Annotated in this window: 21 protein-coding genes; 8 read left to right on the forward strand and 13 right to left on the reverse strand. The window is 63.8% G+C overall.

What is annotated here, in order from left to right:
- Positions 1 to 72: 72 nt before the first annotated feature.
- Positions 73 to 1,914 (reverse strand): dihydroxy-acid dehydratase, encoded by a 1,842-nt coding sequence (ilvD, locus tag OSW16_RS01670; RefSeq protein WP_016393334.1) that lies wholly within the window; start codon positions 1,912 to 1,914, stop codon positions 73 to 75.
- A 479-nt stretch (positions 1,915 to 2,393) separates the two neighbouring features.
- On the opposite strand from ilvD, the gene mgtE reads away from it, so the two are divergent.
- Positions 2,394 to 3,449: a magnesium transporter gene (mgtE, locus tag OSW16_RS01675; protein ID WP_267820280.1), complete on the forward strand. Its 1,056-nt coding sequence runs from the start codon at positions 2,394 to 2,396 to the stop codon at positions 3,447 to 3,449.
- Positions 3,450 to 3,487: 38 nt separating this feature from the next.
- Here the strand turns inward: mgtE and OSW16_RS01680 are convergent, their stop codons facing one another.
- On the reverse strand, positions 3,488 to 4,684 hold the full coding sequence (locus tag OSW16_RS01680; RefSeq protein ID WP_046787023.1) for a class I SAM-dependent rRNA methyltransferase: 1,197 nt from the start codon (positions 4,682 to 4,684) through the stop codon (positions 3,488 to 3,490).
- A 209-nt stretch (positions 4,685 to 4,893) separates the two neighbouring features.
- Between OSW16_RS01680 and OSW16_RS01685 the strand changes: the two genes are divergently transcribed.
- Both OSW16_RS01685 and mutM read left to right on the forward strand, forming a co-directional pair.
- A complete protein-coding gene (locus OSW16_RS01685; RefSeq protein WP_267824158.1) occupies positions 4,894 to 5,712 on the forward strand; it encodes an HDOD domain-containing protein in 819 nt (272 codons plus the stop codon).
- Between the two features lie 3 nt (positions 5,713 to 5,715).
- Entirely contained in the window at positions 5,716 to 6,528 is an 813-nt protein-coding gene (gene mutM, locus OSW16_RS01690) for a bifunctional DNA-formamidopyrimidine glycosylase/DNA-(apurinic or apyrimidinic site) lyase (protein WP_241805067.1), read from the forward strand.
- A gap of 58 nt (positions 6,529 to 6,586) precedes the next feature.
- Here the strand turns inward: mutM and OSW16_RS01695 are convergent, their stop codons facing one another.
- The 5 genes from OSW16_RS01695 to OSW16_RS01715 all read right to left on the reverse strand — a co-directional run bounded on the left by OSW16_RS01695 (position 6,587) and on the right by OSW16_RS01715 (position 11,116).
- The gene (locus OSW16_RS01695; protein WP_009683359.1) at positions 6,587 to 6,838 is read right to left on the reverse strand and encodes a YfhL family 4Fe-4S dicluster ferredoxin; all 252 of its coding nucleotides are present in this window, start codon (positions 6,836 to 6,838) and stop codon (positions 6,587 to 6,589) included.
- Between the two features lie 107 nt (positions 6,839 to 6,945).
- A complete protein-coding gene (gene coaD, locus OSW16_RS01700) occupies positions 6,946 to 7,425 on the reverse strand; it encodes a pantetheine-phosphate adenylyltransferase (RefSeq protein WP_039601221.1) in 480 nt (159 codons plus the stop codon).
- Between the two features lie 111 nt (positions 7,426 to 7,536).
- Positions 7,537 to 9,135, reverse strand: coding sequence for a GMC family oxidoreductase (locus OSW16_RS01705; RefSeq protein WP_267820291.1), 1,599 nt, complete (start codon positions 9,133 to 9,135; stop codon positions 7,537 to 7,539).
- A gap of 54 nt (positions 9,136 to 9,189) precedes the next feature.
- Positions 9,190 to 9,675, reverse strand: a complete 486-nt coding sequence (locus OSW16_RS01710; RefSeq protein ID WP_267820293.1) for a twin-arginine translocation pathway signal protein — start codon at positions 9,673 to 9,675, stop codon at positions 9,190 to 9,192.
- 10 nt (positions 9,676 to 9,685) lie between these two features.
- Positions 9,686 to 11,116 carry a coniferyl aldehyde dehydrogenase gene (locus OSW16_RS01715; RefSeq protein ID WP_267820295.1) on the reverse strand — a complete coding sequence of 477 codons (1,431 nt, stop codon included), beginning with the start codon at positions 11,114 to 11,116 and terminating at the stop codon, positions 9,686 to 9,688.
- 151 nt (positions 11,117 to 11,267) lie between these two features.
- Between OSW16_RS01715 and OSW16_RS01720 the strand changes: the two genes are divergently transcribed.
- Together OSW16_RS01720 and OSW16_RS01725 are read left to right on the forward strand one after the other, a co-directional pair.
- On the forward strand, positions 11,268 to 11,933 hold the full coding sequence (locus tag OSW16_RS01720; RefSeq protein WP_241805071.1) for a TetR/AcrR family transcriptional regulator: 666 nt from the start codon (positions 11,268 to 11,270) through the stop codon (positions 11,931 to 11,933).
- A gap of 35 nt (positions 11,934 to 11,968) precedes the next feature.
- The gene (locus tag OSW16_RS01725; RefSeq protein WP_267820297.1) at positions 11,969 to 12,823 is read left to right on the forward strand and encodes a sulfurtransferase; all 855 of its coding nucleotides are present in this window, start codon (positions 11,969 to 11,971) and stop codon (positions 12,821 to 12,823) included.
- 9 nt (positions 12,824 to 12,832) lie between these two features.
- On the opposite strand, the gene OSW16_RS01730 is transcribed toward OSW16_RS01725, so the two are convergent.
- The 6 genes from OSW16_RS01730 to OSW16_RS01755 form a co-directional block, all read right to left on the reverse strand.
- Positions 12,833 to 13,825: a hydrolase gene (locus OSW16_RS01730; RefSeq protein WP_267820299.1), complete on the reverse strand. Its 993-nt coding sequence runs from the start codon at positions 13,823 to 13,825 to the stop codon at positions 12,833 to 12,835.
- Positions 13,826 to 13,896: 71 nt separating this feature from the next.
- On the reverse strand, positions 13,897 to 15,291 hold the full coding sequence (locus tag OSW16_RS01735) for a M16 family metallopeptidase (RefSeq protein WP_267820301.1): 1,395 nt from the start codon (positions 15,289 to 15,291) through the stop codon (positions 13,897 to 13,899).
- On the reverse strand, positions 15,288 to 16,628 hold the full coding sequence (locus OSW16_RS01740; RefSeq protein ID WP_267820303.1) for a M16 family metallopeptidase: 1,341 nt from the start codon (positions 16,626 to 16,628) through the stop codon (positions 15,288 to 15,290). The genes OSW16_RS01735 and OSW16_RS01740 overlap by 4 nt, the downstream gene beginning before the upstream one ends.
- 84 nt (positions 16,629 to 16,712) lie before the next feature.
- Entirely contained in the window at positions 16,713 to 17,315 is a 603-nt protein-coding gene (gene rsmD, locus OSW16_RS01745) for a 16S rRNA (guanine(966)-N(2))-methyltransferase RsmD (protein WP_267820305.1), read from the reverse strand.
- Positions 17,315 to 18,799 carry a M16 family metallopeptidase gene (locus tag OSW16_RS01750; RefSeq protein WP_267820307.1) on the reverse strand — a complete coding sequence of 495 codons (1,485 nt, stop codon included), beginning with the start codon at positions 18,797 to 18,799 and terminating at the stop codon, positions 17,315 to 17,317. The genes rsmD and OSW16_RS01750 overlap by 1 nt, the downstream gene beginning before the upstream one ends.
- Complete coding sequence (locus tag OSW16_RS01755) at positions 18,792 to 20,147, reverse strand: M16 family metallopeptidase (RefSeq protein ID WP_267820308.1); 1,356 nt, start codon at positions 20,145 to 20,147, stop codon at positions 18,792 to 18,794. Before OSW16_RS01755 ends, OSW16_RS01750 begins: the two co-directional genes overlap by 8 nt.
- A gap of 232 nt (positions 20,148 to 20,379) precedes the next feature.
- Between OSW16_RS01755 and ftsY the strand changes: the two genes are divergently transcribed.
- From ftsY to ftsX, 3 genes are read left to right on the forward strand one after another with little or no spacing between them, the layout of a single operon-like run.
- A complete protein-coding gene (ftsY, locus tag OSW16_RS01760) occupies positions 20,380 to 21,939 on the forward strand; it encodes a signal recognition particle-docking protein FtsY (protein WP_267820310.1) in 1,560 nt (519 codons plus the stop codon).
- The gene (ftsE, locus tag OSW16_RS01765) at positions 21,936 to 22,607 is read left to right on the forward strand and encodes a cell division ATP-binding protein FtsE (protein ID WP_241805080.1); all 672 of its coding nucleotides are present in this window, start codon (positions 21,936 to 21,938) and stop codon (positions 22,605 to 22,607) included. Before ftsY ends, ftsE begins: the two co-directional genes overlap by 4 nt.
- On the forward strand, positions 22,604 to 23,629 hold the full coding sequence (gene ftsX / locus OSW16_RS01770) for a permease-like cell division protein FtsX (RefSeq protein ID WP_267820313.1): 1,026 nt from the start codon (positions 22,604 to 22,606) through the stop codon (positions 23,627 to 23,629). Before ftsE ends, ftsX begins: the two co-directional genes overlap by 4 nt.
- The last annotated feature ends 17 nt before the right edge of the window (positions 23,630 to 23,646 follow it).

Genomic DNA, 23,646 nt, shown 5'->3' on the forward strand with positions numbered 1-23,646 from the left:
CGCTGGCTTGCCGGCGATGGGCCGCAAAGCGGCCCCAAATCGCTTGACTGACTCGCATCAGCGCTCAGGGCCTCACAGCCCTTCCAGCATCGCCTTGTTGCGCACCGCACCCTTGTCGGCACTGGTCGCCAGCAGGGCGTAGGCCTTCAGCGCGGTGGTCACCTTGCGTGGGCGCACTTCGGCCGGTTTCCAGCCTTTCTTGTCCTGCTCCACGCGGCGCGCAGCCAGCTCTTCATCGCTGACCTGCAGGTTGATCGAACGGTTGGGGATGTCGATCAATACCTTGTCGCCGTCACGTACCAGGCCGATCGCGCCGCCAGCAGCGGCCTCGGGCGAGGCGTGGCCGATCGACAGGCCCGAGGTACCACCCGAGAACCGGCCATCGGTGAGCAACGCACAGGCTTTACCCAGGCCTTTGGATTTCAGGTACGAAGTCGGGTAGAGCATTTCTTGCATGCCCGGGCCGCCTTTCGGGCCTTCATAGCGGATGATGACGATGTCACCAGCCTTCACTTCGTCGGCGAGGATGCCGCGCACGGCGCTGTCCTGGCTTTCGAAGATCTTGGCGTTGCCTTCGAACACATGGATCGACTCATCGACACCTGCGGTTTTCACCACGCAGCCGTCCAGGGCGATGTTGCCGTACAGCACGGCCAGGCCGCCTTCCTGTGAGTAAGCGTGTTCGAAGCTGCGAATGCAGCCGTTTTCACGGTCGTCGTCCAGGGTTTCCCAACGGGTCGACTGGCTGAAGGCCGTCTGGGTCGGGATACCCGCCGGGCCGGCTTTGAAGAAGGTGTGCACCGCTTCATCGTCGGTTTGGGTGATATCCCACTTGGCGATGGCTTCTTCCATGCTGCGGCTGTGAACCGTCGGCAGGTCGGTGTGCAGCAGGCCGCCACGGGCCAGCGAACCGAGGATGCTGAAGATGCCGCCGGCGCGGTGCACGTCTTCCATGTGGTACTTCTGGATGTTCGGCGCCACTTTGCACAGCTGCGGCACTTTGCGCGACAGGCGGTCGATGTCGCGCAGGTCGAACGCCACTTCGCCTTCCTGGGCTGCGGCCAGCAGGTGCAGGATGGTGTTGGTCGAGCCGCCCATGGCGATGTCGAGCATCATGGCGTTTTCGAACGCCTTGAAGTTGGCGATGCTGCGCGGCAGGACCGACTCATCGTTCTCGCCGTAGTAGCGCTTGCACAGCTCGACGATGGTGCGCCCGGCAGTGAGGAACAACTGCTCGCGGTCGGCGTGGGTGGCCAGGGTCGAGCCGTTGCCCGGCAGGGCCAGGCCCAGGGCCTCGGTCAGGCAGTTCATCGAGTTGGCGGTGAACATGCCGGAGCACGAACCGCAGGTCGGGCAGGCGCTGCGCTCGTATTCGGCGACTTTTTCGTCGGACGCCGTGGAGTCGGCGGCGATGACCATGGCGTCGACCAGGTCCAGGCCGTGGCTGGCCAGTTTGGTCTTGCCGGCTTCCATCGGGCCACCGGAAACGAAGATCACCGGGATGTTCAGGCGCAGGGCAGCCATCAGCATGCCGGGGGTGATCTTGTCGCAGTTGGAGATGCACACGATGGCGTCGGCGCAGTGGGCGTTGACCATGTATTCCACGGCGTCGGCAATGATCTCGCGGCTTGGCAGCGAGTACAGCATGCCGTCGTGGCCCATGGCGATGCCGTCATCGACCGCGATCGTGTTGAATTCCTTGGCCACGCCACCGGCGCGTTCGATTTCGCGGGCGACCAGCTGGCCCAGGTCCTTCAGGTGCACGTGGCCCGGGACGAACTGGGTGAACGAGTTGGCGATGGCGATGATCGGTTTCTTGAAGTCTTCGTCCTTCATCCCGGTGGCGCGCCACAGGGCACGGGCGCCGGCCATGTTGCGGCCTTGGGTGGAAGTCTTGGAACGATAATCAGGCATGAAGCACTCCTGGCGGCTTAATCAGGTCACAAAAAGGGGAGTGAGCTTCTCTTTTCCTATGCGCCTCAGGCCGGTTGCCACTGGCACGGATGGGGCCGAAGACACTACGGGATCGCCGCGTGCTCGACCAGAGCTCATAAACCCGCCGGGGATGACTGGCGATGAATAGCCCGATTCTACACCGCTGGGGCGGTGAGGGAATGGCGATGTGTCTGGGCGGTGGTTTGGGAAGTGTGACCGGCACTTTGTAGGACCCATCCGAAAAGCCCGATGCGCTGCTGACAGGTGCGTCCTGGCTGCTTATGATCCGCCGCGCCGCATGTGCGGCTTCACGAGACACTACCTCAATGGACCTTCCCAGTTTCAGTTCTTACAGAACCTGCAAATTGGCGCTGAGCGCGCCGTCGTCAGGGCTTGCGAAGGCTTGAGTCGATCAGGCTGAGGTTCGCGGGTGCCTGTGTCGGCGCCTGGAGAATCTCATGCAACACACGTCCGATTTCGTCGTTTCCCCGCTCGACCTGCGTCAGGCTGCCCAGGCGCGGCGTGACGGCCTGCTTCATCCTGAAGGCTACGTCGAAGGCACTGCCGGCTACCTGATGACCAGCGAGTATTCGTGCCTGGATGCCGGCCTCACTGCCAGCCAGGCGATCGACATGCTGCGCCGTGAGGCTGCAGATGCCGAAACCATCTATCAGTCCTATGTGCTCGACGAGAGCCGCAACCTGCTGGGTACGCTTTCCCTGCGCGAGCTGATCCTTGCCGCGCCTGAACAGCCGATCGAGCAGCTCATGGTGCGCAAGGTCATCTACGTATTCACCTCGACCCGCCAGGAGGAAGTGGCGCGGTTGATCCGCGAGCACGACCTGCTGGCGCTGCCGGTGCTGGATGAGGCCGGCCGGCTGGTGGGCCTGGTGACCTGCGATGACGCACTCGATGTGGTTGTCGAAGAGGCTACCGAAGACTTCCACAAGGGCGCATCCATCACCAACCACGTGGGCAACCTCAGGGACGCCACTGTCAGCCTGCTGTACCGCAAGCGGGTGCTGTGGCTGGTGCTGCTGGTGTTTGGCAATCTGTTTTCGGGGGCGGGGATCGCGGCATTCGAGGAAACCATCGCCGCGCATATCGTCCTGGTGTTCTTCCTGCCCCTGTTGGTGGACAGCGGTGGCAACGCGGGCGCGCAATCGGCGACATTGATGGTGCGTGGCCTGGCAACGGGCGAGGTGGTGATGCGCGACTGGTTGCGCATGCTGGCACGTGAATGCGCGGTGGCGCTGGCGCTGGGCGGCACCATGGCGGTGGCGGTGGCATCGCTGGGGGCGCTGCGCGGTGGGGCAGAGGTGGCCTTGATCGTTGCCAGCAGCATGCTGGTGATCGTCCTGCTAGGCAGCCTGATTGGCATGAGCCTGCCCTTCATGTTCACCAGGCTCAAGCTTGACCCGGCCACTGCCAGCGGGCCGCTGGTGACTTCGATCGCCGATGCGGCAGGGGTACTGGTGTACTTCGGTATCGCTTCTTACGTGCTCGGCATCTGAGGCACCCAGGGGGCCGCAACGCGGCCCCTGGGCGTAAATCAGCTGTTGGGCAGCAGCCGGCAGGTAATGCTCTTGATGTAGCGGGTTTCAGCGATGGCCGGGTGAACCGGGTGGTCCGGGCCTTGGCCGCCGCGCTCGAGCATTTGCAGGTTGCGGTCCAAGTGGCGGGCGCTGGTCAGCAGGATGTTGTTCAGGTCGTCCTCGGGCAAATGCATCGAGCACGAGGCGCTGACCAGGATGCCATCCTTGGTCAACATGCGCATGGCCTGTTCGTTGAGGCGGCGGTAAGCGGCTTCGCCGTTTTTCAGGTCTTTCTTGCGCTTGATGAACGCGGGTGGGTCGGCAATGATCACGTCGAAGCGCTCTTCAGCGGCCTTCAGCTCGCGCAGTGCCTCGAATACGTCGCCTTCGATGCAGGTCAGTTTTTCGCTGATGCCATTGAGCGCGGCATTACGTTCCACGCCATCCAGGGCAAAGCCTGAGGCATCCACACAGAACACTTCGCTGGCGCCGAATGCGCCGGCCTGCACGCCCCAGCCACCGATGTAGCTGAACAGGTCGAGCACACGCTTGCCTTTGACGTAGGGCGCCAGGCGTGCGCGGTTCATGCGGTGGTCATAGAACCAGCCGGTTTTCTGGCCTTCGCGTACCGGCGCTTCGAACTTCACGCCGTTTTCTTCCAGCGGGACCCAGTCCGGCACTTCGCCGTAGACGGTTTCGACATAACGCTGCAAGCCTTCGGCGTCACGGGCGGCGGAGTCGTTCTTGAACAGGATGCCGCTGGGCTTGAGCACCTGGACCAGGGCGGCGATCACGTCGTCCTTGTGCAGCTCCATGGTGGCGGAGGCCAGCTGTACCACGAGAATGTCGAAGAAGCGGTCGACCACCAGGCCCGGCAGCAGGTCAGAATCACCGTAGACCAGGCGGTAGCACGGCTGGTCGAACAGGCGCTGGCGCAGGGACAGGGCGACGTTGAGGCGGTGTACCAGCAGCGACTTGTCCAGCGGCAGCTTGGCGTCGCGCGACAGCAGGCGGGCGCAGATCAGGTTGTTCGGGCTCAGCGCCACGATGCCCAGCGGCTTGCCGTTGGCAGCCTCGAGAATTGCCTGTTGGCCGGCCTGAAAGCCTTGCAGCGGCGTCGCGGTGACATCGACTTCGTTGCTGTAGACCCACAGGTGGCCGGCGCGCAGGCGGCGGTCGGCATTGGCTTTGAGGCGAAGGCTGGGCAGGGACATGACGTCGCTCCGGGAAAAAAGAGCGGGAGTATAACCGGTTGGCCCTTGGTTCGGTGCAGGGCACGACAAAGTGCCCTGCCTGTTCGCCAGCACAAGCGCTACAAGTCGAGCGAGCTACAGGGTTAGAATCGCTCGTCCTCAAAGAGTATGTACGTATGTCCCAAGAACTCAGCGCCGAACAGATCCAGCAAGCCTTGCAAGGCATTACCATCCCGCCGCAACCGCAGATCATGGTCGACCTGCAGTTCGAGCAGTACATGCCCGACCCGGACCTGGAAACCATCGCCAAGCTGATTTCCCAGGATCCGGGCCTGTCCGGTGCCTTGCTCAAGCTGGTCAACTCGCCGCACTTCGGGCTGTCCAACAAGATCGGTTCGATCCAGCGTGCGGTGAACCTGCTGGGTAGCCGTTCGATCATCAACCTGATCAACGCCCAGTCGATCAAGGGCGAGATGAGCGACGAGACCATCGTCACCCTCAACCGCTTCTGGGACACTGCCCAGGATGTGGCCATGACCTGCCTGACACTGGCCAAGCGCACCGGCATCCAGGCGGCGGACGAGGCCTACACCCTGGGGCTGTTCCATGATTGCGGCATCCCGCTGATGCTCAAGCGCTTCCCCAGCTACATGGATGTCCTGGAGGAGGCCTACGCCAAGGCTGATGTGCAAACCCGGGTGGTCGACACCGAGAACCGTGCATTCAATACCAACCATTCGGTGGTCGGCTATTTCACCGCCAAGTCCTGGCGGCTGCCGGAGCACATCAGCGCGGCCATCGCCAACCACCACAATGCCTTGGCCGTGTTCCGCGAGGAGTCGCTGCGCAACACCCAGAGCCAGCTGAAGAACCTGCTGGCGGTGCTCAAGATGGCCGAACACATCTGCGCGTCCTACCGTGTGTTGGGCAACCAGCCTGTCGACCACGAGTGGCATGCGGTCGGCCCGCTGGTACTGGACTATATCGGTTTGTCGGAGTACGACTTCGAGAACCTCAAACAGACCATTCGCGAGCTGGGCGGGCACTGATTCATGCCGGAATTACCCGAAGTCGAAACCACGCGGCGCGGTATCGCGCCGCATCTGGAAGGCCAGCGGGTCAGCCGCGTGGTGGTGCGAGACCGGCGTTTGCGCTGGCCAATCCCGGAGGACCTGGACGTGCGTTTGTCCGGGCAGCGTATTCTCAGCGTTGAGCGGCGCGCCAAATACCTGCTGATCAACGCCGAGGTGGGCACCTTGATCAGCCATCTGGGCATGTCGGGCAACCTGCGCCTGGTGCAGATGGGGCTACCGGCGGCCAAGCATGAGCACGTCGACATCGAGCTGGAGTCAGGGCTGGTGCTGCGCTACACCGATCCGCGTCGTTTCGGCGCCATGCTCTGGAGCCTCGACCCGCTCAATCATGAGTTGCTGCTGCGCCTGGGCCCAGAGCCGTTGACCGACCTGTTCGATGGCGAGCGCCTGTTCCAGCTGTCCCGCGGGCGGACGATGGCAGTCAAACCGTTCATCATGGATAACGCGGTGGTGGTGGGTGTGGGCAATATCTACGCGACCGAGGCGTTGTTCGCCGCCGGTATCGACCCACGCCGTGAGGCGGGTGGGATATCCCGTAGCCGCTACCTGAAGCTGGCCATCGAGATCAAGCGCGTGCTGGCGGCTGCCATCGAGCAAGGGGGCACGACGTTGCGCGACTTCATTGGCGGCGACGGGCAGCCGGGTTACTTCCAGCAGGAACTGTTTGTCTACGGCCGAGGCGGGCTGCCGTGCAAGCTGTGCGGCACTACCTTGCGTGAGGCCAAGCTCGGGCAACGGGCCAGCGTTTACTGCCCTCGTTGCCAGCGTTGAATGGTATGGCCCAATCGCCGGTTTAGCAGCGAGTGGGCCATACGCAGCAGCGCATCGATCACGCCTTGCCGGTGATCCGGCGGTACTTGGCCATCAACTGCTCTTCGGTTTCCGGGTGCGCCTCATCCAGCGGGATGCAGTCGACCGGGCAGACCTGCTGGCACTGCGGCTCGTCATAATGACCCACGCACTGGGTGCACAGGTTCGGGTCGATCACGTAGATCTCTTCGCCTTGGGAGATGGCCTCGTTCGGGCACTCGGGTTCGCAGACGTCGCAGTTGATGCAATCGTCGGTGATAATCAGGGACATGGGGACTCCGGCCGGGGCTCACCGCCCGGGCATGTTCAACGCAATGGGCACAATTGTGCCGCATTCGCGCCCGCAGTGCACGCGGGCGCGATAATCAGCGCTCAGGCTTACTTCTTGAAGCGTTCAGTCAGCGCTTCGGCCACCACTGGGTGCACGAACTTGGTGATGTCGCCTCCCAGCGCAGCGATTTCCCGGACCAAGGTCGAAGAAATGAACGAATAACGCTCCGACGGCGTGAGGAACAGGCTTTCGACCTCAGGCGCGAGTTGCCGATTCATGTTCGCCAACTGGAACTCGTATTCGAAGTCGGACACCGCCCGCAGCCCCCGCAAGAAGACGTTGGCGCCCTGTTCCTTGGCAAAATGCGCAAGCAGGGTGGAGAAGCCGATGACTTCGACATTGGGCAAGTGCCTGGTGACCTCACGGGCCAGCGCTACACGTTGCTCCAGCGGGAACAGCGGGTTCTTCTTCGGGCTGGCTGCCACAGCGATGATCACGTGGTCGAACAGCCGCGAGGCGCGCTCGACCAGGTCGCCATGGCCCTTGGTAATAGGGTCGAAAGTACCCGGGTACAACACTCGGTTCATCGCGTCATCCTGGCTGGAGTGCGTTGGGGAGTCGGATGGTAGCGCAGCGATTGCGCCCGGCCAAGTCATGCGGCCGGCTGATGGCACTATAGACAGCAGGGGCATTTGTTGTCATGCACTGTGTGCCAGGCGGGTTATCAGGGCGTCGGTGAGCTTCGCGCTGATGGCGTAGACCGACAGCTGTGGGTTGGCACCGATGCTGGTCGGGAACAACGAGCCGTCGTGAATCGACAGGTTTTCCAGCTGATGGTGACGGCCCAGGCTGTCGCACACCGCATGCTGTGGATCTTCGCCCATTGCGCAGCCGCCCATCACGTGGGCGCTGCCCAACCGCGTATGGAACGGCTCCAGGCGCAAACCGTCGATCATGCGTTGGGCCTGCGCCAGGCGAGTAGCTGCGCGGGCATCGCTGTGCGCGGGTGTCACCTGCGTGGCGCCCGCGGCGAACTGGATCTGCGCCATGCTGTGAAAGGCGCGGCGCAGGCCGTCTCGCAAGTAGTCGGTGACCGGGTAATCGAGCACCGGTGAGCCATCGCCACGCAGCTCCACCGTGCCGCCTGGGCTTTCGGGATGGAACCCGTCGCGCAACAGCGCAAGCATGACGTGGGTGTGCGGCAGCTCGGCCATGCGCTGGGCATTTTCGACACCCTCGCCACCGAGCAGGGTGCTGGCCAGCGCCGGGTGCAGGGGCGGCACTTCAAGTTTGTAGCCGACCGCGCCATCGACGCCGTCCTGCCATTGGAAGTGGTCACTGTAGATGGACTGCGGGGCGCCGTAATAGGGGTCGATGCGTGCGTCGAAGCGGGCCGCGCTGAAGTTGACCAGGTGCAGGAAGGTCCGTTTGCCCAGGCACTCGTGGGGGTCAGGAGCCTTGGAGCGCAGCAGCAGGGCGGGGCTGTTGATGCCGCCGCCCGCGAGGATGTAGTGGCGGGCGCGCACCGTGATGCTGCGCCCGTTGGGGTGTAGGCCTTGCGCGTCCAGGCCTTGGCAGCGCAGCTGCGCAATGCGTTCGCCGTCATGCTCGAAGCGTTCGGCCCGGGCCAGGTACAGCAGCTCGCCGCCCTTGTCGAGCAGGGCTGGAATGCGCGTCACCAGCATCGATTGCTTGGCGTTGACCGGGCAACCCATGCCGCAATAGCCAAGATTCCAGCACCCCCGGACATTGCGTGGGATCACCGCCCATCGGTAGCCGAGCTGTTCACACCCACGGCGCAGTACGTCGTTGTTGGCGTTTGGCGGCATCGCCCAAGGGGTGATGCCGAGGTCTTGCTCGATGCGTTCGAACCAGGGGCGCAGTGCGTCGTCGCCCAGCCCTTTGACGTTGTGGGCCGTGGCCCAGTGGGCCAAGGTCGGCGCGGGTGTGCGAAAGCTGGAGGTCCAGTTGACCAGCGTGGTGCCGCCCACTGCGCGGCCCTGCAGAATGGTGATGGCGCCGTCCTTGCTCATCCTGCCCAGGCCTTCCTGGTAGAGACTGGCGTAGGCCTCATTCTCTAGCAGGCGGAAGTCACTGCTGGTCTTGAGCGGACCTTCCTCGATCAGCAGTACCTTGAAGCCTGCGGCGCTGAGCATCTGCGCGCTGGTAGCGCCGCCGGCGCCGCTGCCTATCACGGCGATGTCGGCTTGCACGCTGAGGTCCTGCCCCAGGCGCGAGGCGTCATGGGTGATCCAGCCGCGTTCGAGGCCTTGGCGAAACAGGTCGATGGCAGGCATTGAAAGTGCTCTTGTTGTTGTTGTTGTTGTTGTTGTTGTTGTTGTTGTTGTTGTTCAGATTGTCGGTGGCCCCGGGTAGCCACAGGCGGCCCAGCTTTCCGGGCATTCATACCAGGCCATCGTCAGCAGTTGCACGATCGACGCGTGCCCCATGCGCAGCAGGTTCAGGGAACTGCTCTGCCAGCGTTGCAGAAACGCCGCTATCTGCTGTTCACCCGCCTGGTTCCAAGCGCCCCAGACCCCAGTCAGTGGGCCGCGGGTCAGCGGCAGGCTGAGCACATCGAACAGTTGCCGGGTGAGCTTGAGCATTGGCGGGGACAGGGCCGCCAGTTTGTCGTCCAGCCTGGGCAGCACGAGTGTTGCGCTTGCCGACGTACCGGCAAGCACCACCGGGATCAGTGCCCGCAGCAATGGCAGGTCGTCATCGCGCAGTACCTGGTACCCGGTAGCACGCCCCTGCGGGCTGCAGCCGACCAGGCTGGCACTGGCCAGAAACACGCTGGCGCCCAGGCTGAAGCGCAGAAGGTCACGACGTTGCATGGCCCAGACCTCAGCGGATGAACAGTGTGTAGACCAGGCGCTGCAGCGCCTTGCCATACGGCGGGTAAATCAGGCGCGCGGCGTTCAGGCGCTGCTTGGCCAGCACCGCCTTGGCCTTGCTGAAGGTCAGGAAGCCGTCACGGCCGTGGTAGTGGCCCATGCCCGAAGGTCCGATGCCGCCGAACGGCAGGTCGTCCTGGGCGACATGCAGCAGTGTGTCGTTGATACAGACGCCACCGGAGTGGCTGCGCTGAAGCACATGCTCTTGCTCGGCATGGTCGTAGCCGAAGTAGTACAGCGCCAGTGGGCGTGGCCGTTCATTGATGTAGGCCAGTGCACCGTCGAGGCTGTCATAGGGCACTACCGGCAGCAGCGGGCCAAAGATTTCGTCCTGCATCACCTGCATGCTGTCATTCACCTCCAGCAGCACGTGCGGCGGCAGGCGCCTGCCCTGGCGGGGCTCGTCCGGGTACAGGTCGATGACCTGCGCGCCCTTGCTGCTGGCGTCGTCCACCAAGTGTTGCAGGCGCTGCAATTGCCTCGGATTGATGATGGCGCTGTAGTCGGGGTTGTCGGCGATGCGCGGGTACAGCCGGTGGACCGCCCTGCGGTAGGCCTCGCTGAAGGCGTTCAGGCGCTCGCGTGGCACCAGGACGTAGTCTGGGGCGACACAGGTCTGGCCGGCATTGAGGGTCTTGCCGAATGCGATACGCTCGGCGGCGCTATCGAGCGGCACGCTGGACGAAATGATGGCCGGTGACTTGCCGCCGAGTTCCAGTGTGACCGGGGTCAGGTTCTGTGCAGCCGCCAGCATGACCTGGCGGCCGACGCTGGTGGCGCCGGTGAACAGCAGATGGTCGAAGGGCAGCCGGGCAAATGCCTGGCCGACTTCCACCTCACCCAGCACCACGCTGACCAGGTCGTTGGGGAATACCTGCTCAAGCAAGGCTTTGAGCGCCAGGGCGCTGGCAGGGGTGGCCTCACTGAGCTTGAGCATCACGCGGTTGCCGGCGGCCAGGGCGCACGTCAGCGGGCCGATGGCGAGAAACAGCGGGTAGTTCCACGGCACGATGATGCCCACCACCCCCAGCGGCTGGTACAGCACGCGGGCGCTGGCCGGCTGGAAGGCCAGGCCGACCGCTCGCCTGGCGGGTCGCATCCAGCCCTTGAGGTGGCGTTCGGCATGGCGAATCCCCTGTACGGAGGGCAGTAGCTCGGCCAACAGGGTTTCGTCGGCGCTGCGCCCGGAAAAATCCGCATCGATCGCCTCTATCAGCCGTTGTCGATCCGCCAGCAATGCTTCGCGCAGGCTTTTCAGCCATTGCCGGCGTTGGGCCAGCGGCGGCATGGGGTTGCCGGCAAATGCCTTGCGCTGGGCGGTGAATGTGCTTGTCAATTCAGTGTCGAACTGCAGAGGGGGCAAGGCGATAGGAGAAGTCACGGCGGCTCCCGTAGGGGCTGAGAATCTCTAGAGCCTATACTCTAATCGGTACGATGGTGCGATTTTTTTCGCGCCAGCGCACGGTGCATCCGGGCCCTGTTACACCGTAAGATGAACCCCTTACCGTAAGCCTGCAGACTGGGAGCTGAGCATGGCCCCGCGCATCAAGACCCGAGAGCGCATCGTGCAGAACAGCCTTGAACTGTTCAATCAACAAGGCGAGCGTAGCGTGAGCACCAACCATATTGCCGCGCACATGGAGATTTCGCCCGGCAACCTCTACTACCACTTCCCCAACAAGCAGGCGATCATCGCACTGTTGTTCAGCCAGTATGAAGAATTGGTGGACAGCTTCCTGCGCCCCCCGCAGGGCCGCGCCGCTACCGTCGAAGACAAACGCTTCTACCTCAAGGCATTGCTCGCAGCGATGTGGAACTACCGGTTCCTGCACCGTGATCTCGAGCACCTGCTCGACAGCGACCCTGAGCTGGCTGCCCGTTACCGACGCTTTTCCGAACGTTGCCTGCGCCAGGGCCAGGCGATCTACCGGGGCTTCGTCGAGGCCGGCATTCTGGTCATGGCCCCTGCCCAGATCGAATCGCTGACCATCAACGCCTGGATCGTACTGACCTCTTGGGTCCGCTTTCTCAGCACCACGCGGGAGCACTCCGCTCATCTGGGTGAAGAAGCCTTCAAGCGTGGGGTGTATCAGGTGCTGGTACTGGAACTCGGCTTCGTCACCGCCAACGCCCGCAGTGCCGTGGATGCCCTGTGCCATGAATTCCATGTTCCGTTCAACCAGGCCCTGGAGCGTTAGCCCAGAGCCTTCGTGCCATCGATCAGGAGATTGTCATGCCTCTTGCGCAATTGATCACCCCGCAGCAACTGGCCGAGCGTCTGGGCTCGCCCAAGCTGGTGATCCTCGATTGTCGGTTTGCCTTGGAAGACGCGGATTATGGCCAACGCAGCTATGCCGAGGGGCATATAGCCGGGGCCCACTTCGCCGACCTGGAGCGCGACCTGAGTGGCCCGGTAATCAAGGGCCAGACCGGCCGCCATCCCTTGCCTGATCCGCAGCGGCTGGTCGAGCGGCTGCGTGAGTGGGGGCTGGACAATGACAGCGAGGTGGTGCTGTACGACGACGGGCCTGGTGCCTTTGCCGCTCGTGCCTGGTGGCTGCTGGCCTGGTTGGGCAAACGCACCGGTGTGGCCATTCTCGACGGAGGCCTCAAGGCCTGGCACGCCGCGGGCCAGCCATTGAGCCTGGACGCGCCGGCACGGTACGAGGGGACGTTCAGCGGCAAGCCGGATACCAAGCTGCTGATTGACGCCGAGCACATGGTCACCGAGCTAGCAAGCCCCGAGCTGACGTTGATCGATGCGCGTGCCTTGCCGCGTTTTCGTGGGGATGTGGAGCCGATCGACCCGGTGGCCGGGCATATACCCGGCGCTCAGTGCGCAGCTTTCACCGACAATCTGAACGAAGAGGGGCGCTTCCTGGCGCCAGAGCAGCTCAGGCAGCGCTTTGCCGAGAAGCTGGCGGGGCGTTCAGCGGAACGTTTGGTGGCCTATTGCGGCTCGGGCGTGACGGCTTGCCATAACCTGTTTGCCCTGGCGTTGGCGGGGTATCCGCTGGGCAGGCTGTATGCCGGATCGTGGAGTGAGTGGATCAATGATCCCGCGCATCAGGTTGCCACGGGCGACTGAGCCGCGGGTTCATCGCCCATCCACCAGCCACTGCGGAATCCGCCGCTCAAGGTAATACCCCGGGTTTCGCAGGCTGCCCTCGACAAAGCCCACATGCCCACCCCGCTCATGCAGCTCGAACTGAGTCTGCGGTGCCAGCTCGCTCGGCGTGGGCTGGCTGTGGCGGGATACGAACGGATCATCGTTTGCGTGGATGATCAGCGTCGGCGTGCGGTTCTCCCCGAGGTAGTAGCGGCTCGATGAGCGACGGTAGTAGTCGTGTACATCGTCAAAGCCGTTGAGTGGCGCGGTCACTTTGCCGTCAAAATCCCAGAAGGTCCGCAGTTTGCGCAACGATCCGAGGCGGTCGAGTGCGGCAAGCCCTTCATGATGGCCCTGAGCACGAAAATGCCGCTGCTTCACCTGCACATAGGCCATCATTTCGCGCATGAAATGTGCCTGATAGACCTTCGAAAAGCCCTGGCCGATGCGGTCGGCGCACTGATCCAGGCGAAACGGTACCGACACCGCCACGGCCGCCTGCAGTTGGCTGGCGCTGCCACTTTCACCCAGGTACTTGAGCAGTACATTGCCGCCCAGCGAATAGCCGACGGCATACAAAGGGGCCAGCGGGCGTTGGGCACGCAGATGGGCGACCACCTCGGCCAGGTCCCCGCTGGCCCCGGAATGGTAACTGCGTGCCAGCAGGTTCGGCTCGCCCGAGCAGCCGCGCCAGTTCACCGCAACGCTGGCCCAGCCGCGGGCATCGAGCGCCTGCTGCAGGCCTTTGACATAAGGCGAATGGGACGAGCCCGTCAGGCCGTGCAGCACCAGCACCAGCGGTGTATCTGGCTGGTGCGGCCCGTGCCAGTCGAGGTCGATGAAGTCACCATCGGCCAGCCACAGGCGCTCGCGTTTGCGCTCAAGCGCAGGCAGCTTGCGCCACAGCGGGCCCCAAAGGGTTTGCAGGTGAGGGTTGGATAACCCGGTGGCCGGGCGGAACGTGGCGGTAAGGCTGGGCATGCTGGGCGACTCGTGTTGTGCCGTCCTAGATTGCCATGAAATACCGCCGTTGTACCCGCGCTATTGGTCGGTCAGCTCGGTTCGGGCAAAGGTTGTTGCGCAGGGGCCGGGCCGACAGTGATGAATACTTCCTGCGCAGGGGTCAGCCATATCCGGGCTGCTTCGCGAATGTCCATGGGTGTCAGCGCTGCCAGGCGCTGGACATAGGTCGCAAAGTGATCGGCGGGTTGCCCCAGGTGGCTTGAGGTTGCCAGGCTCTTGGCCAGCTCTGCGTTGCTCACCAGGGTGCGATGCAACCTGCCTGCTATCTGGTTGCGCGCCATGTCGCACTCCGCCTGGCTTGGGCCATGCTCGCGCAGGCAAGCCAGCATCCCTGAAACCAGCTCACGTGAGGCATCTCGGTATTCGGGTGCGATGTCCCATTGAATCTGCAGCAGGCTCGCCGCATCGAAGGGGGTGAGCGATGAGTGGATGCTGTAGGTCAAGGCACGTCGGCTTCGCAGCTCTTGTGTAAGGCGCGACTCGTAGCCGCTGCCGAGGATTTCATCGAGCATGGTCAGCGCTGCATACCCTGGCTTGTCGGGGGATGTGGGCAACAGCAGCGCCAGCGTGGCCAGTGTGGTACTTGCGGTGTGTGGTTGATGCCGGGTGAGGGGCTCTGGCAACGGTGCCGGTGGTGGGGCCTGTCCCGCCCAGTGTTGCGGTAGCGCCTGAAGGAGTTCCGTGATGAGGGTTTGCGCCTCGTCACGCGACAGGTCGCCCACCAGGCCGATATCGAGGTTGTTGGCAGAGTAGGCGCGTCGGTGGAAAGCCCGCATTTGCTGCTCGTCGATCCGCTCGAGGCTTTCAGGCGTGCCAGCCCAATGGGTGGCGTAGGGATGGCCATCGAACACATGGCTCATGATCGCCGGGGACACCCCATAGACCGGGCTCGACGCCATTGCGCGAGCGTGATTGAGCAGTCGTTCGCGGATGCCTGCGACGGCTTCCTCGCGGAAGGCGGGGCGTGCCAGCATTTGGGTGAGCAGTTGCAGGGCGCTTGTGCGAAGCGCCGGCAGGCTCAGGCAGCGCAGCGTGATCACCGCCTCGTCCTGGTTCACCCGCCTTGCCATGATCGCACCGAGCCCCTCCATAGCCTGAGCGAACTGGGCGGCGTCCAGAAGCTCGCTACCCTGATCGAGGCTGTAAAGGACAAGTGCGGCGAGGCCCGGGCTGTCGTCATCGAGCGCACTGCCAGCGCGAAAGCGCAGCGCCAGGTCGAATATCGGGCGGCCATGGGACGGGCTGAAGCTGACCCTGGCGCCTTCGTCGGTCTGCCATTGCTGTATCTGGGCCGGCAACTGCTGCAGCTGCTCCAGGTCAAGGCCTTGCGCGGACTCCAGCCTGGCCATTGCCGCCACAGCGGTATCGCTCACGGGGCCTTTGCAAATCAGAGGCAGGTTGCGGGTGGTAAGCGATGTGTTCATGCCGGTGCTCCTGCCTGCAGGTGAGTGATGGTCAGCCTTTCGCGGCTCAGGTAGTCGAACGCTACCTGCTGTAATGTCGCGCTATCGAGGTGGCGGATACTGTCGGCTTCTTGATCGATCAGCGAGGGGGGCAGGCCAGCGGCCGCTGCTGCGCCGATGCGGTCAGCTTGCAGGCTGATGCTGTCGTGGCTGAACAGGCGACGGGTGAGCATGCGCAGTTTCGCGCGCTTGAGCTCCTGGGTGGAAAGCGGCGTATGGCGCAGGGTATCGATCGCGGTATAGATCGCCTCCTCGGCCTGCTCGTGCGTAGACCTTTGACTGTTGATATAGGTTGATAGGGTCAACAGCGTGTCACCACGCGCCATTGGCTCATATGCCAGGGTGAGGCCCTTGAGCAGCCGTCGGTCTCGCACCAGCTCGCTGTAGAGCCTTGCGCTGAACCCTTTGCCAAGCACCTCGCAGAGCAGGCCCAGGGCAGGCACTGTCGTTGCGTCGGTGGCCGTGGCGTGGCTGGGTACATTGAAGGACATGAACAAACCATCACGGCCTGGCAGTGTCAGCTTCTGGCTTCGCGCCTGCAGGCGCGCGTCATGCCGGGGGACGGGTACTGCGTCAAGCGCAGCCCTGGCAATGCTGGCGAAATACCGGCTCACGTGCTGGCCAAGCGTGGCAAGATCGACGGCACCCACCACCACCAGGGTGGCGTTATTGGGCCGATACCACTTTTGATACCAGGCGCGCACGCTCTCCACGCTCAAGTTGCGCAAATCTGCCGGGTTGCCGAACGTCGCCGTTGCATACGGGCTGCTGCCGTGTGCAAGCGCGTTGTGCCGTTCAGCTGCCTGCTGTGCAGGGACGTTGTCAACTTTGAGCCGGCGCTCGTCTTCGATGGCTTTGGCTGCCCGTTCCAAGGCTGCCTGGCCAAAGGTCGCGCCCTCCATGGCATCGGCCATTATTTCCAGCGCAACCGGTAGCCGTGCCGCAGGTAACAGCATTTCGTAGACCGTTGCATCATCGATGGTAAAGGCATTGGCCTCTCCGCCGAGCCGTGCTATCACCTGGCTGTATCGGCCCGCCTCAAGTTTGCGGCTGCCTTCGAATATCAGGTGTTCCAGCAGGTGCGAGATGTTGGTATGGCCGGCTGATTCATGGCTGGTGCCCACGTGGTACCGGAGCTGGATTGCGGCGAGCGGGGTGCTGTGGTCTTCACGCAGGTAGACAGCCAGGCCGTTGTCCAGTGTGAAGTGCTGCAACGGGGGCTGGGCGGCATCGGCGATGGACTCGATGCCGGCTGACAGAGTTGTGTCGTCGAGGGTGAACGGTGGAGTCGATGGCATTGCTCAAGTGCTCCTGGTTGGGTGACCAGGAGCAGCTTCGGTGAGATTCTGCGCTTGCCTGCGTTACATAATTACGGCTTGCCGTCAGGCGCGCTGCCACAGCGCGTAATGCACCTGGCCGGTCTTTTTTTCGCGGTGCAGGCGCCAGTTGCCTGGCATTTGCAGGGTAGAGGGAGCCGCTTCGCTCTCGGTGTAGATCCACGCCTGCTCGCGCAGCCACTGGTTCTGCTCCAGCAGGTTGCAGGTGTTGGCCAGCAGGTCCTGATGGAACGGTGGGTCGAGAAACACGACGTCGAACTGTTGCTTGGCCGGTGCTTGCAAGTAGCGCTGGGCGTCGGTCTGGAGGATTTGCCCGCGCGGGCAGCGCAGGATCTCCAGGTTGTTCTTCAGGTTGCTGATAGCCGCTGGGTTGCTGTCCAGCGCAACGGCATCTGCAGCACCGCGGGACAACGCTTCGAGCACCAGGGCGCCACTGCCGGTGAAGGCATCCAGCACCCGGGCGCCTTCGATGTAGGGTGCCAGCCAGTTGAACAGGGTTTCCCGCACGCGGTCGGTGGTCGGCCGCAGTCCGTCGCCTTCAGGCACCGCCAGGCGGCGGCTGCGCCACTCGCCGGCGATGATGCGCAGGTGGCCCTGGCCCTTGCTTTGGCCCTGCTGAGGGCGGGCGGGAGGGGTGGATCTAGGCATTAGTGCTCCGGTACGCCGAGGGGCTGCTCGGCGGGTTTGTCAGTAGGGGCTGGCAGCGGTTTTTGCGGCACGCTCGGGCCGACGGTAACGATCACCAGGTTATCGGCGGCCAAGTGCTTGTTCATGGCTGCCTTGACCTGCTCGACGGTCAGTGCCTGGGACTGCTGCATGAAGTCTTCCAGCCAGGTCAAGGGCAGGTTGTAGAAGCCGATGGCGCCCAATTGGCCGACGATGCTCGCATTGCTGGCGTTCGACAGCGGGAAGCTACCGGCCAGTTCGCGCTTGGCGTCGTCCAGTTCCTGCTGGGTCGGGCCGCTCTTGAGGTAGTCGGCAAGAATGCCTTGCACCAGCTTGAGGGTGCCCTCGCTGAGTTCGGCACGGGTCTGCAGGTTGATCATGAAGGGGCCGCGCACCTGCATCGGGCTGAATACCGAGTATACGCCGTAGGTCAGGCCGCGTTTTTCCCGCACTTCGCTCATCAGGCGCGTACCGAAGGCGCCACCGCCGAGAATCTGGTTGCCCAGCGACAGGGCTGGCCAGTCCGGGTCCTGGCGGTCGATGCCCAGCTCGGCCAGCATCAGGTGGGTCTGCTTGGATGGGAAGTCTATGTGGGTCGCGCCAGCCTTGGGCTCGACGGGTTGCGCAGGCTTGGCCAGTGCCGGGCCTTTGGGCAGGGCGGCGGAGACCTGGGCGGCAATCGCCTCGGCCTCTTCACGGCTGAGGTCGCCGACCAGGGCGATTACCGCGTTGCCCGCTGCATAGGCTTTGGCGTGGAATGCGCGCAGCTGCTCCAGGGTGATGCCCGGGATGCTTTCAGCGGTGCCGTCGCTTGGATGGCCGTACGGGTGTTCGCCATAAAGGTTGCTCAACAACGCTTTGCCGGCGATCTTGCTGGGGTTCTGCTTCTCGTATTCGAAACCTGCCAGCAGCTGGTTCTTGATGCGCTTGAGTGCGTCCTCTGGGAAGGTCGGCTTGCCGGTCACTTCAGCGAACAGCTTCAGGGCCGGCTCGCGCTTGTCCTTGGCACTGAGGCTACGCAACGAGGCCACTGCCATGTCGCGGTAGGAGCCATTGCCGAAGTCTGCGCCGAGCCCTTCGAAGCCTTCGGCGATGGCGGTCACATCCTTGCCGGCAACGCCCTCGTTGAGCATGGCGTTGGTCAGGGTGGCCAGGCCTGGCGTGTTGCCGTCCTGGCTGCTGCCGGCGGCGAAGGTCAGGCGCAGGTCGAACATCGGTAGCTCGCGGGCTTCGACGAACAGCACGCGTGCACCTTCGGCGGTGGTCCAGTTCTGGATGTTCAGCTGGCGCCGGCTGGGGGCTTTGCCGTCCAGTTCGGCCAGCGATTGCAAGTTATTGGCGGGGCGGGCTGCGGTGCTGTCGGCTTCGGAATGCGCGGGGCGCGCCAGCACGGCGGCAAGCGCCACCACCAGTGCGATGATGCCTGTGCCGATCAGGGTGTAGCGTGGTGCGCTGCGATCACTCATGAGCGGACTCCTCAGGCAGTACATGGGCAACGCTCAGGCGTTCGCGGGTGAAATAGGTGCGTGCGGCGGCCTGGATGTCCTCTGGGGTCACACGCTTGAGTTCGTCCAGTTCGCTGTCGATCAGTTTCCAGGACAGGCCGACCGTTTCCAGCTGGCCAATGGTGGTGGCCTGGCTGCTGATGGAGTCGCGGTCGTAGACCAGGCCAGCGATCACCTGGGCACGTACACGTTCCAGTTCCTCGGCGCTCGGTGGGGTCGTCTTGAGCTCATCGAGCAACTGCCAGATGCCTTTCTCGACATCGGCGAGGGCCTTTTGCTTCTGCACGTTAGGGGTAGCCGAGATCAGGAACAGGCTGTCGCCGCGGGTGAAGGCGTTGTAGCTGGACGAGGCGCCGGCCACCAGTTCCTGGCCGCGCTCCAGGCGCGCTGGCAGGCGGGCGCTGTAGCCGCCGTCGAGCAGGGCCGAGATCAGCCGCAGGGCGTGCGCGGTGCGTGGGTCCTTGGCGGTCGCAAGGCCCGGTACGTTGAAGCCGTAGATCAGGCTGGGCAGTTGGGTGCGCACGTGCAGGGTCAGCTGACGCCGGCCTGGCTCGGTCAGTTCCAGCGGCAGCTTGGCCGGCGGAACAGCGCGCTTGGGGATACTGCCGAAGTATTTCTGCGCCAGGCCTTTGACCTCGGCGGCGGTAACATCGCCGACCACCACCAGGGTGGCGTTGTTCGGCGCGTACCAGGACTCGTACCAGTGGCGCAGCTCCTCGACTTTCATGCGTTCGAGGTCGGCCATCCAACCAATGGTCGGGGTGTGGTAGCCGCTGGCCGGGTAGGCCATGGCGCGGAACAGTTCGAACGCTTTGGCGCTTGGCTGATCGTCGGTACGCAAGCGGCGCTCTTCCTTGATTACCTCGATTTCGCGGCTGAACTCATCGGCCGGCAGGCGCAGGCTGGCCAGCCGGTCGGCCTCCAGCTCCAGCGCCACCGGCAGACGGTCGCGGGCCAGAACCTGGTAGTAGGCGGTGTAGTCGTCGCTGGTGAAGGCGTTCTCTTCCGCGCCCAGGTCGCGCAGGATGCGCGAAGCTTCGCCGGGGCCGACCTTGGCGCTGCCCTTGAACATCATGTGCTCCAGGGCGTGAGACAGCCCGGTCTGGCCGGGGGTCTCGTAGCTGGAGCCGACCTTGTACCAGATCTGCGAAACCACCACTGGCGCGCGGTGGTCCTCGCGCACGACCACTTTCAGGCCGTTGTCGAGGATGAATTCGTGGGTGGGTTGCACATCGGCGGCAAAGGCTGCGAGCGGCAGGCAGAGCGTGCCGAGCAACACGCCAGCGGCGCGGCGGGCTAGAGCATTCATAAGGTGTTTAACCTGTTCGGCGGCCTGCAGGGTTTAGCGTCGGCGGGCCAGGAGGTGCTAGGATACTGATCCGGTTGCCTGGCGACCATGCCTGTCGCCGTTCTGGCCTGCAGGTCCATTAAGACAAAACATTGCGCATGAACCAGCCGGCTTCAAAATAGTCTGTTCTGCGTTTAGAGAATTCCAGATGAGCCGCTGCTGGCCCATCGCTACCCTGAGATAGCCGTCTTCCATGTTTGGTTCAAACGACGACAAAAAAGCGCCGGCCGAGGCTGGCGAGAAAAAAGGCCTGTTCAGCTGGTTTCGCAAGAAGCCGCAGCAACCTGTCGCCGAACAGCCACAAGCCCCTGATGCGCAGGCAGTAGAGCCGGTATCGCCGCAGCCTGCCGCCGAGCAGCCTGAGCCGGTTGCGGCCGAAGCGCCCACGCCTGCCGTTGAGCCGGTAAGGCCCGCCGAGCCGGTGCTGGCCCCGCAGCCTGCGCCTGTCGTTGCCCCCGCTCCGGCCCAAGCGCTCGCGCCGGTGCCTGAGCCGGCCCCGGCTCCGGCTCCGGCTCCTGAAGTGGCCCCGCTCCCAGAGCCAGCTCCGCTCCCTGAGCCAGTGCCGGTTCCCGAGCCTGCTGCGGCCCCTGTGCGGGTGGACCTGCCGGCACGTTCCGAGCCTGCTGCCACTCCGCTCGAAAGCCCTGCTCCAGTGGCCGCAGCCCCCGAAGCCCCGGTCAGCAACCTGGTCCTGCCCGTTGCCGAAGAGCCGGTCGCCCTGGTTCCAGACCTGGAGCCAAAGGCCCCGCCAGCGATTCCCGAGCGCCCGGCCCCCGAACAGGCCTTCGCGGCCATCACCCCAGCCGATGCCGAACCTGCCAAGCCCGGCTTCTTCGCTCGCCTCAAGCAGGGCCTGTCGAAGACCAGTGCCAGCATTGGCGAAGGCATGGCCAGCCTGTTCCTGGGCAAGAAAGTCATCGATGACGACCTGTTGGACGAGATCGAAACACGCTTGCTGACCGCCGACGTCGGCGTTGAGGCGACCTCGATCATCGTTCAGAACCTGACCCAGAAGGTTGCGCGTAAACAGCTGGCCGATGCCGATGCCCTGTACAAGTCGCTGCAGGAAGAACTGGCCGCGCTGCTTCGCCCGGTCGAGCAGCCGCTGAAGATCCAGGCGCAGAACAAGCCCTATGTGATCCTCGTCGTCGGCGTCAACGGCGCCGGCAAGACCACCACGATCGGCAAGCTGGCCAAGAAGCTGCAACTTGAGGGCAAGAAGGTCATGCTGGCGGCGGGTGACACATTCCGTGCTGCCGCAGTCGAGCAGTTGCAGGTCTGGGGCGAGCGCAACCAGATTCCGGTGATCGCTCAGCACACCGGTGCCGATTCCGCGTCGGTGATCTTCGATGCCGTGCAGGCCGCCAAGGCCCGTGGCGTCGATGTGCTGATCGCCGATACCGCCGGCCGGCTGCACACCAAAGACAACTTGATGGAAGAGCTGAAAAAGGTTCGCCGGGTCATTGGCAAGCTTGACGCCGAGGCGCCCCACGAGGTGCTGCTGGTGCTCGATGCCGGTACTGGCCAGAACGCCATCAGCCAGGCCAAGTACTTCAATCAGAGCGTCGAGCTGACCGGCCTGGCCCTGACCAAGCTGGATGGCACCGCCAAGGGCGGGGTGATCTTCGCTCTTGCCAAGCAGTTCAACATCCCGATCCGCTTCATTGGCGTGGGTGAAGGCATCGACGATCTGCGCACCTTCGAAGCCGAGCCGTTCGTCAAGGCTCTGTTTGCCGAGCGAGAGCACCCATGATCCGATTCGAACAGGTTGCCAAGCGCTATCCCAACGGCCATGTTGGCTTGCATGAGCTGAGTTTCCGGGCGCGCCGGGGCGAATTCCTGTTCGTCACCGGCCATTCCGGGGCCGGCAAGAGCACCTTGCTGCGCCTGTTGCTGGCCATGGAGCGCCCGACCAGCGGCAAGTTGATGCTGGCCGGGCAGGACCTGGGCCAGATCAGCAATGCGCAGATCCCGTTCCTGCGTCGGCAGATCGGGGTGGTGTTCCAGAATCACCAGTTGCTGTTCGACCGCACCGTTTTCAACAATATCGCCCTGCCGCTGCAGATTCTCGGCCTGTCCAAGGCAGAGATCGCCAAGCGCGTGGATTCGGCGCTGGAGCGTGTGTCGCTGGTCGACAAGGGGGAGCTGTACCCGGCCGACCTGTCCACTGGCCAGCAGCAGCGGGTCGGTATCGCCCGTGCGATCGTCCACCAGCCCGCCTTGCTGCTGGCCGACGAACCCACCGGTAACCTTGACCCGCGCCTTGCCGCAGAGATCATGGGGGTGTTCGAGGACATCAACCGCCTGGGCACCACGGTGTTGATCGCCAGCCATGACCTGGCACTGATTGCGCGCATGCGCCACCGCATGCTGACCTTGCAGCGCGGCCGTCTGATCGGCGATGGGGAGGCCGGGCAATGAGCACTACACGTACACCCAAGGTTTCCGAGCGTGTCGCGCCCAAGGCGGCCGACGCGGATACCCGGAAAAAGCGCGGCGAGCATGATGATGACGGCCCGGACTTCCGCACGCTGTTGCATGCCTGGCTGGACAGCCACCGTGCCAGCCTGGCCGACAGCCTGCGCCGTCTGGGCAAGCAGCCAATCGGCAGCTTCTTCACCTGCCTGGTGATGGCCGTGGCGCTGAGCATGCCCATGGGCTTGTCGCTGCTGTTGAAGAACGTCGAGAAGCTGGGGGGCTCCTGGCAGCGCGCCGCGCAGATTTCCCTGTACCTGAAGCTCGACGCGGGCAGCAAGGAAGGCGAGGCCCTGCGCGAAGAGATCAAAAGCATGCCTGGGGTGGCCGATGCCTTGTACATCAGCCCAGGGCAGGCGCTGGAAGAGTTCCAGCAGCAGTCGGGGCTGGGCGAAGCCTTGCGTGAATTGCCCGACAACCCGCTGCCTGGTGTCGTGGTGGTAACCCCGACCGAAGTCGATAAGCCCGCCCTGGAAGCGCTGCGTCAGCGTCTGGCCGAGCTGCCTCGGGTTGAAAACGCACAACTTGACCTGGTGTGGGTGGAGCGCCTGGCGGCGATCCTGAAACTGGGCGACCGGTTCGTCTTCGGCCTGGCGGTGATGCTGATTTCTGCCTTGCTGTTAGTAATCGGTAACACAATTCGTCTACATATCGAAAACCGCCGTACCGAGATCGAAGTCATCAAGCTGGTAGGCGGCACCGACAGCTACGTACGGCGGCCTTTCCTGTACATGGGCGCGTTGTATGGCCTGGGTGCGGGCCTGCTGGCCTGGGGTATCCTGGCATTTGGCCTGAACTGGCTGAACGAGGCCGTGGTAGGGCTGTCCGGGCTCTACGGCAGCGACTTCTCCCTGGGCGGGGTGCCAGCATCCGATGGTCTGTCGCTCTTGATCGGAGCGGTGCTGTTGGGGTATATCGGTGCATGGATTGCGGTGGCTCGCCATTTGAACGAGCTGGCCCCGCGATAGTTTTTCTGAGCCAGCAT

The sequence above is a fragment of the Pseudomonas putida genome, from assembly GCF_026625125.1.
GTDB classification, from domain to species: Bacteria; Pseudomonadota; Gammaproteobacteria; order Pseudomonadales; family Pseudomonadaceae; genus Aquipseudomonas; species Aquipseudomonas putida_X.

Coding starts and splice junctions, on each gene's coding strand:
- rsmD (WP_267820305.1), bottom strand. CDS start 17,315: ATGCCTAGATCCACCCCTCCCGCCCGCCCTCAGCAGGGCCAAAGCAAG.
- OSW16_RS01710 (WP_267820293.1), bottom strand. CDS start 9,675: ATGCAACGTCGTGACCTTCTGCGCTTCAGCCTGGGCGCCAGCGTGTTT.
- mgtE (WP_267820280.1), top strand. CDS start 2,394: ATGCAACACACGTCCGATTTCGTCGTTTCCCCGCTCGACCTGCGTCAG.
- ftsE (WP_241805080.1), top strand. CDS start 21,936: ATGATCCGATTCGAACAGGTTGCCAAGCGCTATCCCAACGGCCATGTT.
- OSW16_RS01720 (WP_241805071.1), top strand. CDS start 11,268: ATGGCCCCGCGCATCAAGACCCGAGAGCGCATCGTGCAGAACAGCCTT.
- OSW16_RS01755 (WP_267820308.1), bottom strand. CDS start 20,147: ATGAATGCTCTAGCCCGCCGCGCCGCTGGCGTGTTGCTCGGCACGCTC.
- OSW16_RS01680 (WP_046787023.1), bottom strand. CDS start 4,684: ATGTCCCTGCCCAGCCTTCGCCTCAAAGCCAATGCCGACCGCCGCCTG.
- OSW16_RS01735 (WP_267820301.1), bottom strand. CDS start 15,291: ATGAACACATCGCTTACCACCCGCAACCTGCCTCTGATTTGCAAAGGC.
- OSW16_RS01750 (WP_267820307.1), bottom strand. CDS start 18,799: ATGAGTGATCGCAGCGCACCACGCTACACCCTGATCGGCACAGGCATC.
- OSW16_RS01695 (WP_009683359.1), bottom strand. CDS start 6,838: ATGTCCCTGATTATCACCGACGATTGCATCAACTGCGACGTCTGCGAA.
- ftsX (WP_267820313.1), top strand. CDS start 22,604: ATGAGCACTACACGTACACCCAAGGTTTCCGAGCGTGTCGCGCCCAAG.
- ilvD (WP_016393334.1), bottom strand. CDS start 1,914: ATGCCTGATTATCGTTCCAAGACTTCCACCCAAGGCCGCAACATGGCC.
- OSW16_RS01730 (WP_267820299.1), bottom strand. CDS start 13,825: ATGCCCAGCCTTACCGCCACGTTCCGCCCGGCCACCGGGTTATCCAAC.
- OSW16_RS01725 (WP_267820297.1), top strand. CDS start 11,969: ATGCCTCTTGCGCAATTGATCACCCCGCAGCAACTGGCCGAGCGTCTG.
- ftsY (WP_267820310.1), top strand. CDS start 20,380: ATGTTTGGTTCAAACGACGACAAAAAAGCGCCGGCCGAGGCTGGCGAG.
- coaD (WP_039601221.1), bottom strand. CDS start 7,425: ATGAACCGAGTGTTGTACCCGGGTACTTTCGACCCTATTACCAAGGGC.
- OSW16_RS01705 (WP_267820291.1), bottom strand. CDS start 9,135: ATGCCTGCCATCGACCTGTTTCGCCAAGGCCTCGAACGCGGCTGGATC.
- mutM (WP_241805067.1), top strand. CDS start 5,716: ATGCCGGAATTACCCGAAGTCGAAACCACGCGGCGCGGTATCGCGCCG.
- OSW16_RS01740 (WP_267820303.1), bottom strand. CDS start 16,628: ATGCCATCGACTCCACCGTTCACCCTCGACGACACAACTCTGTCAGCC.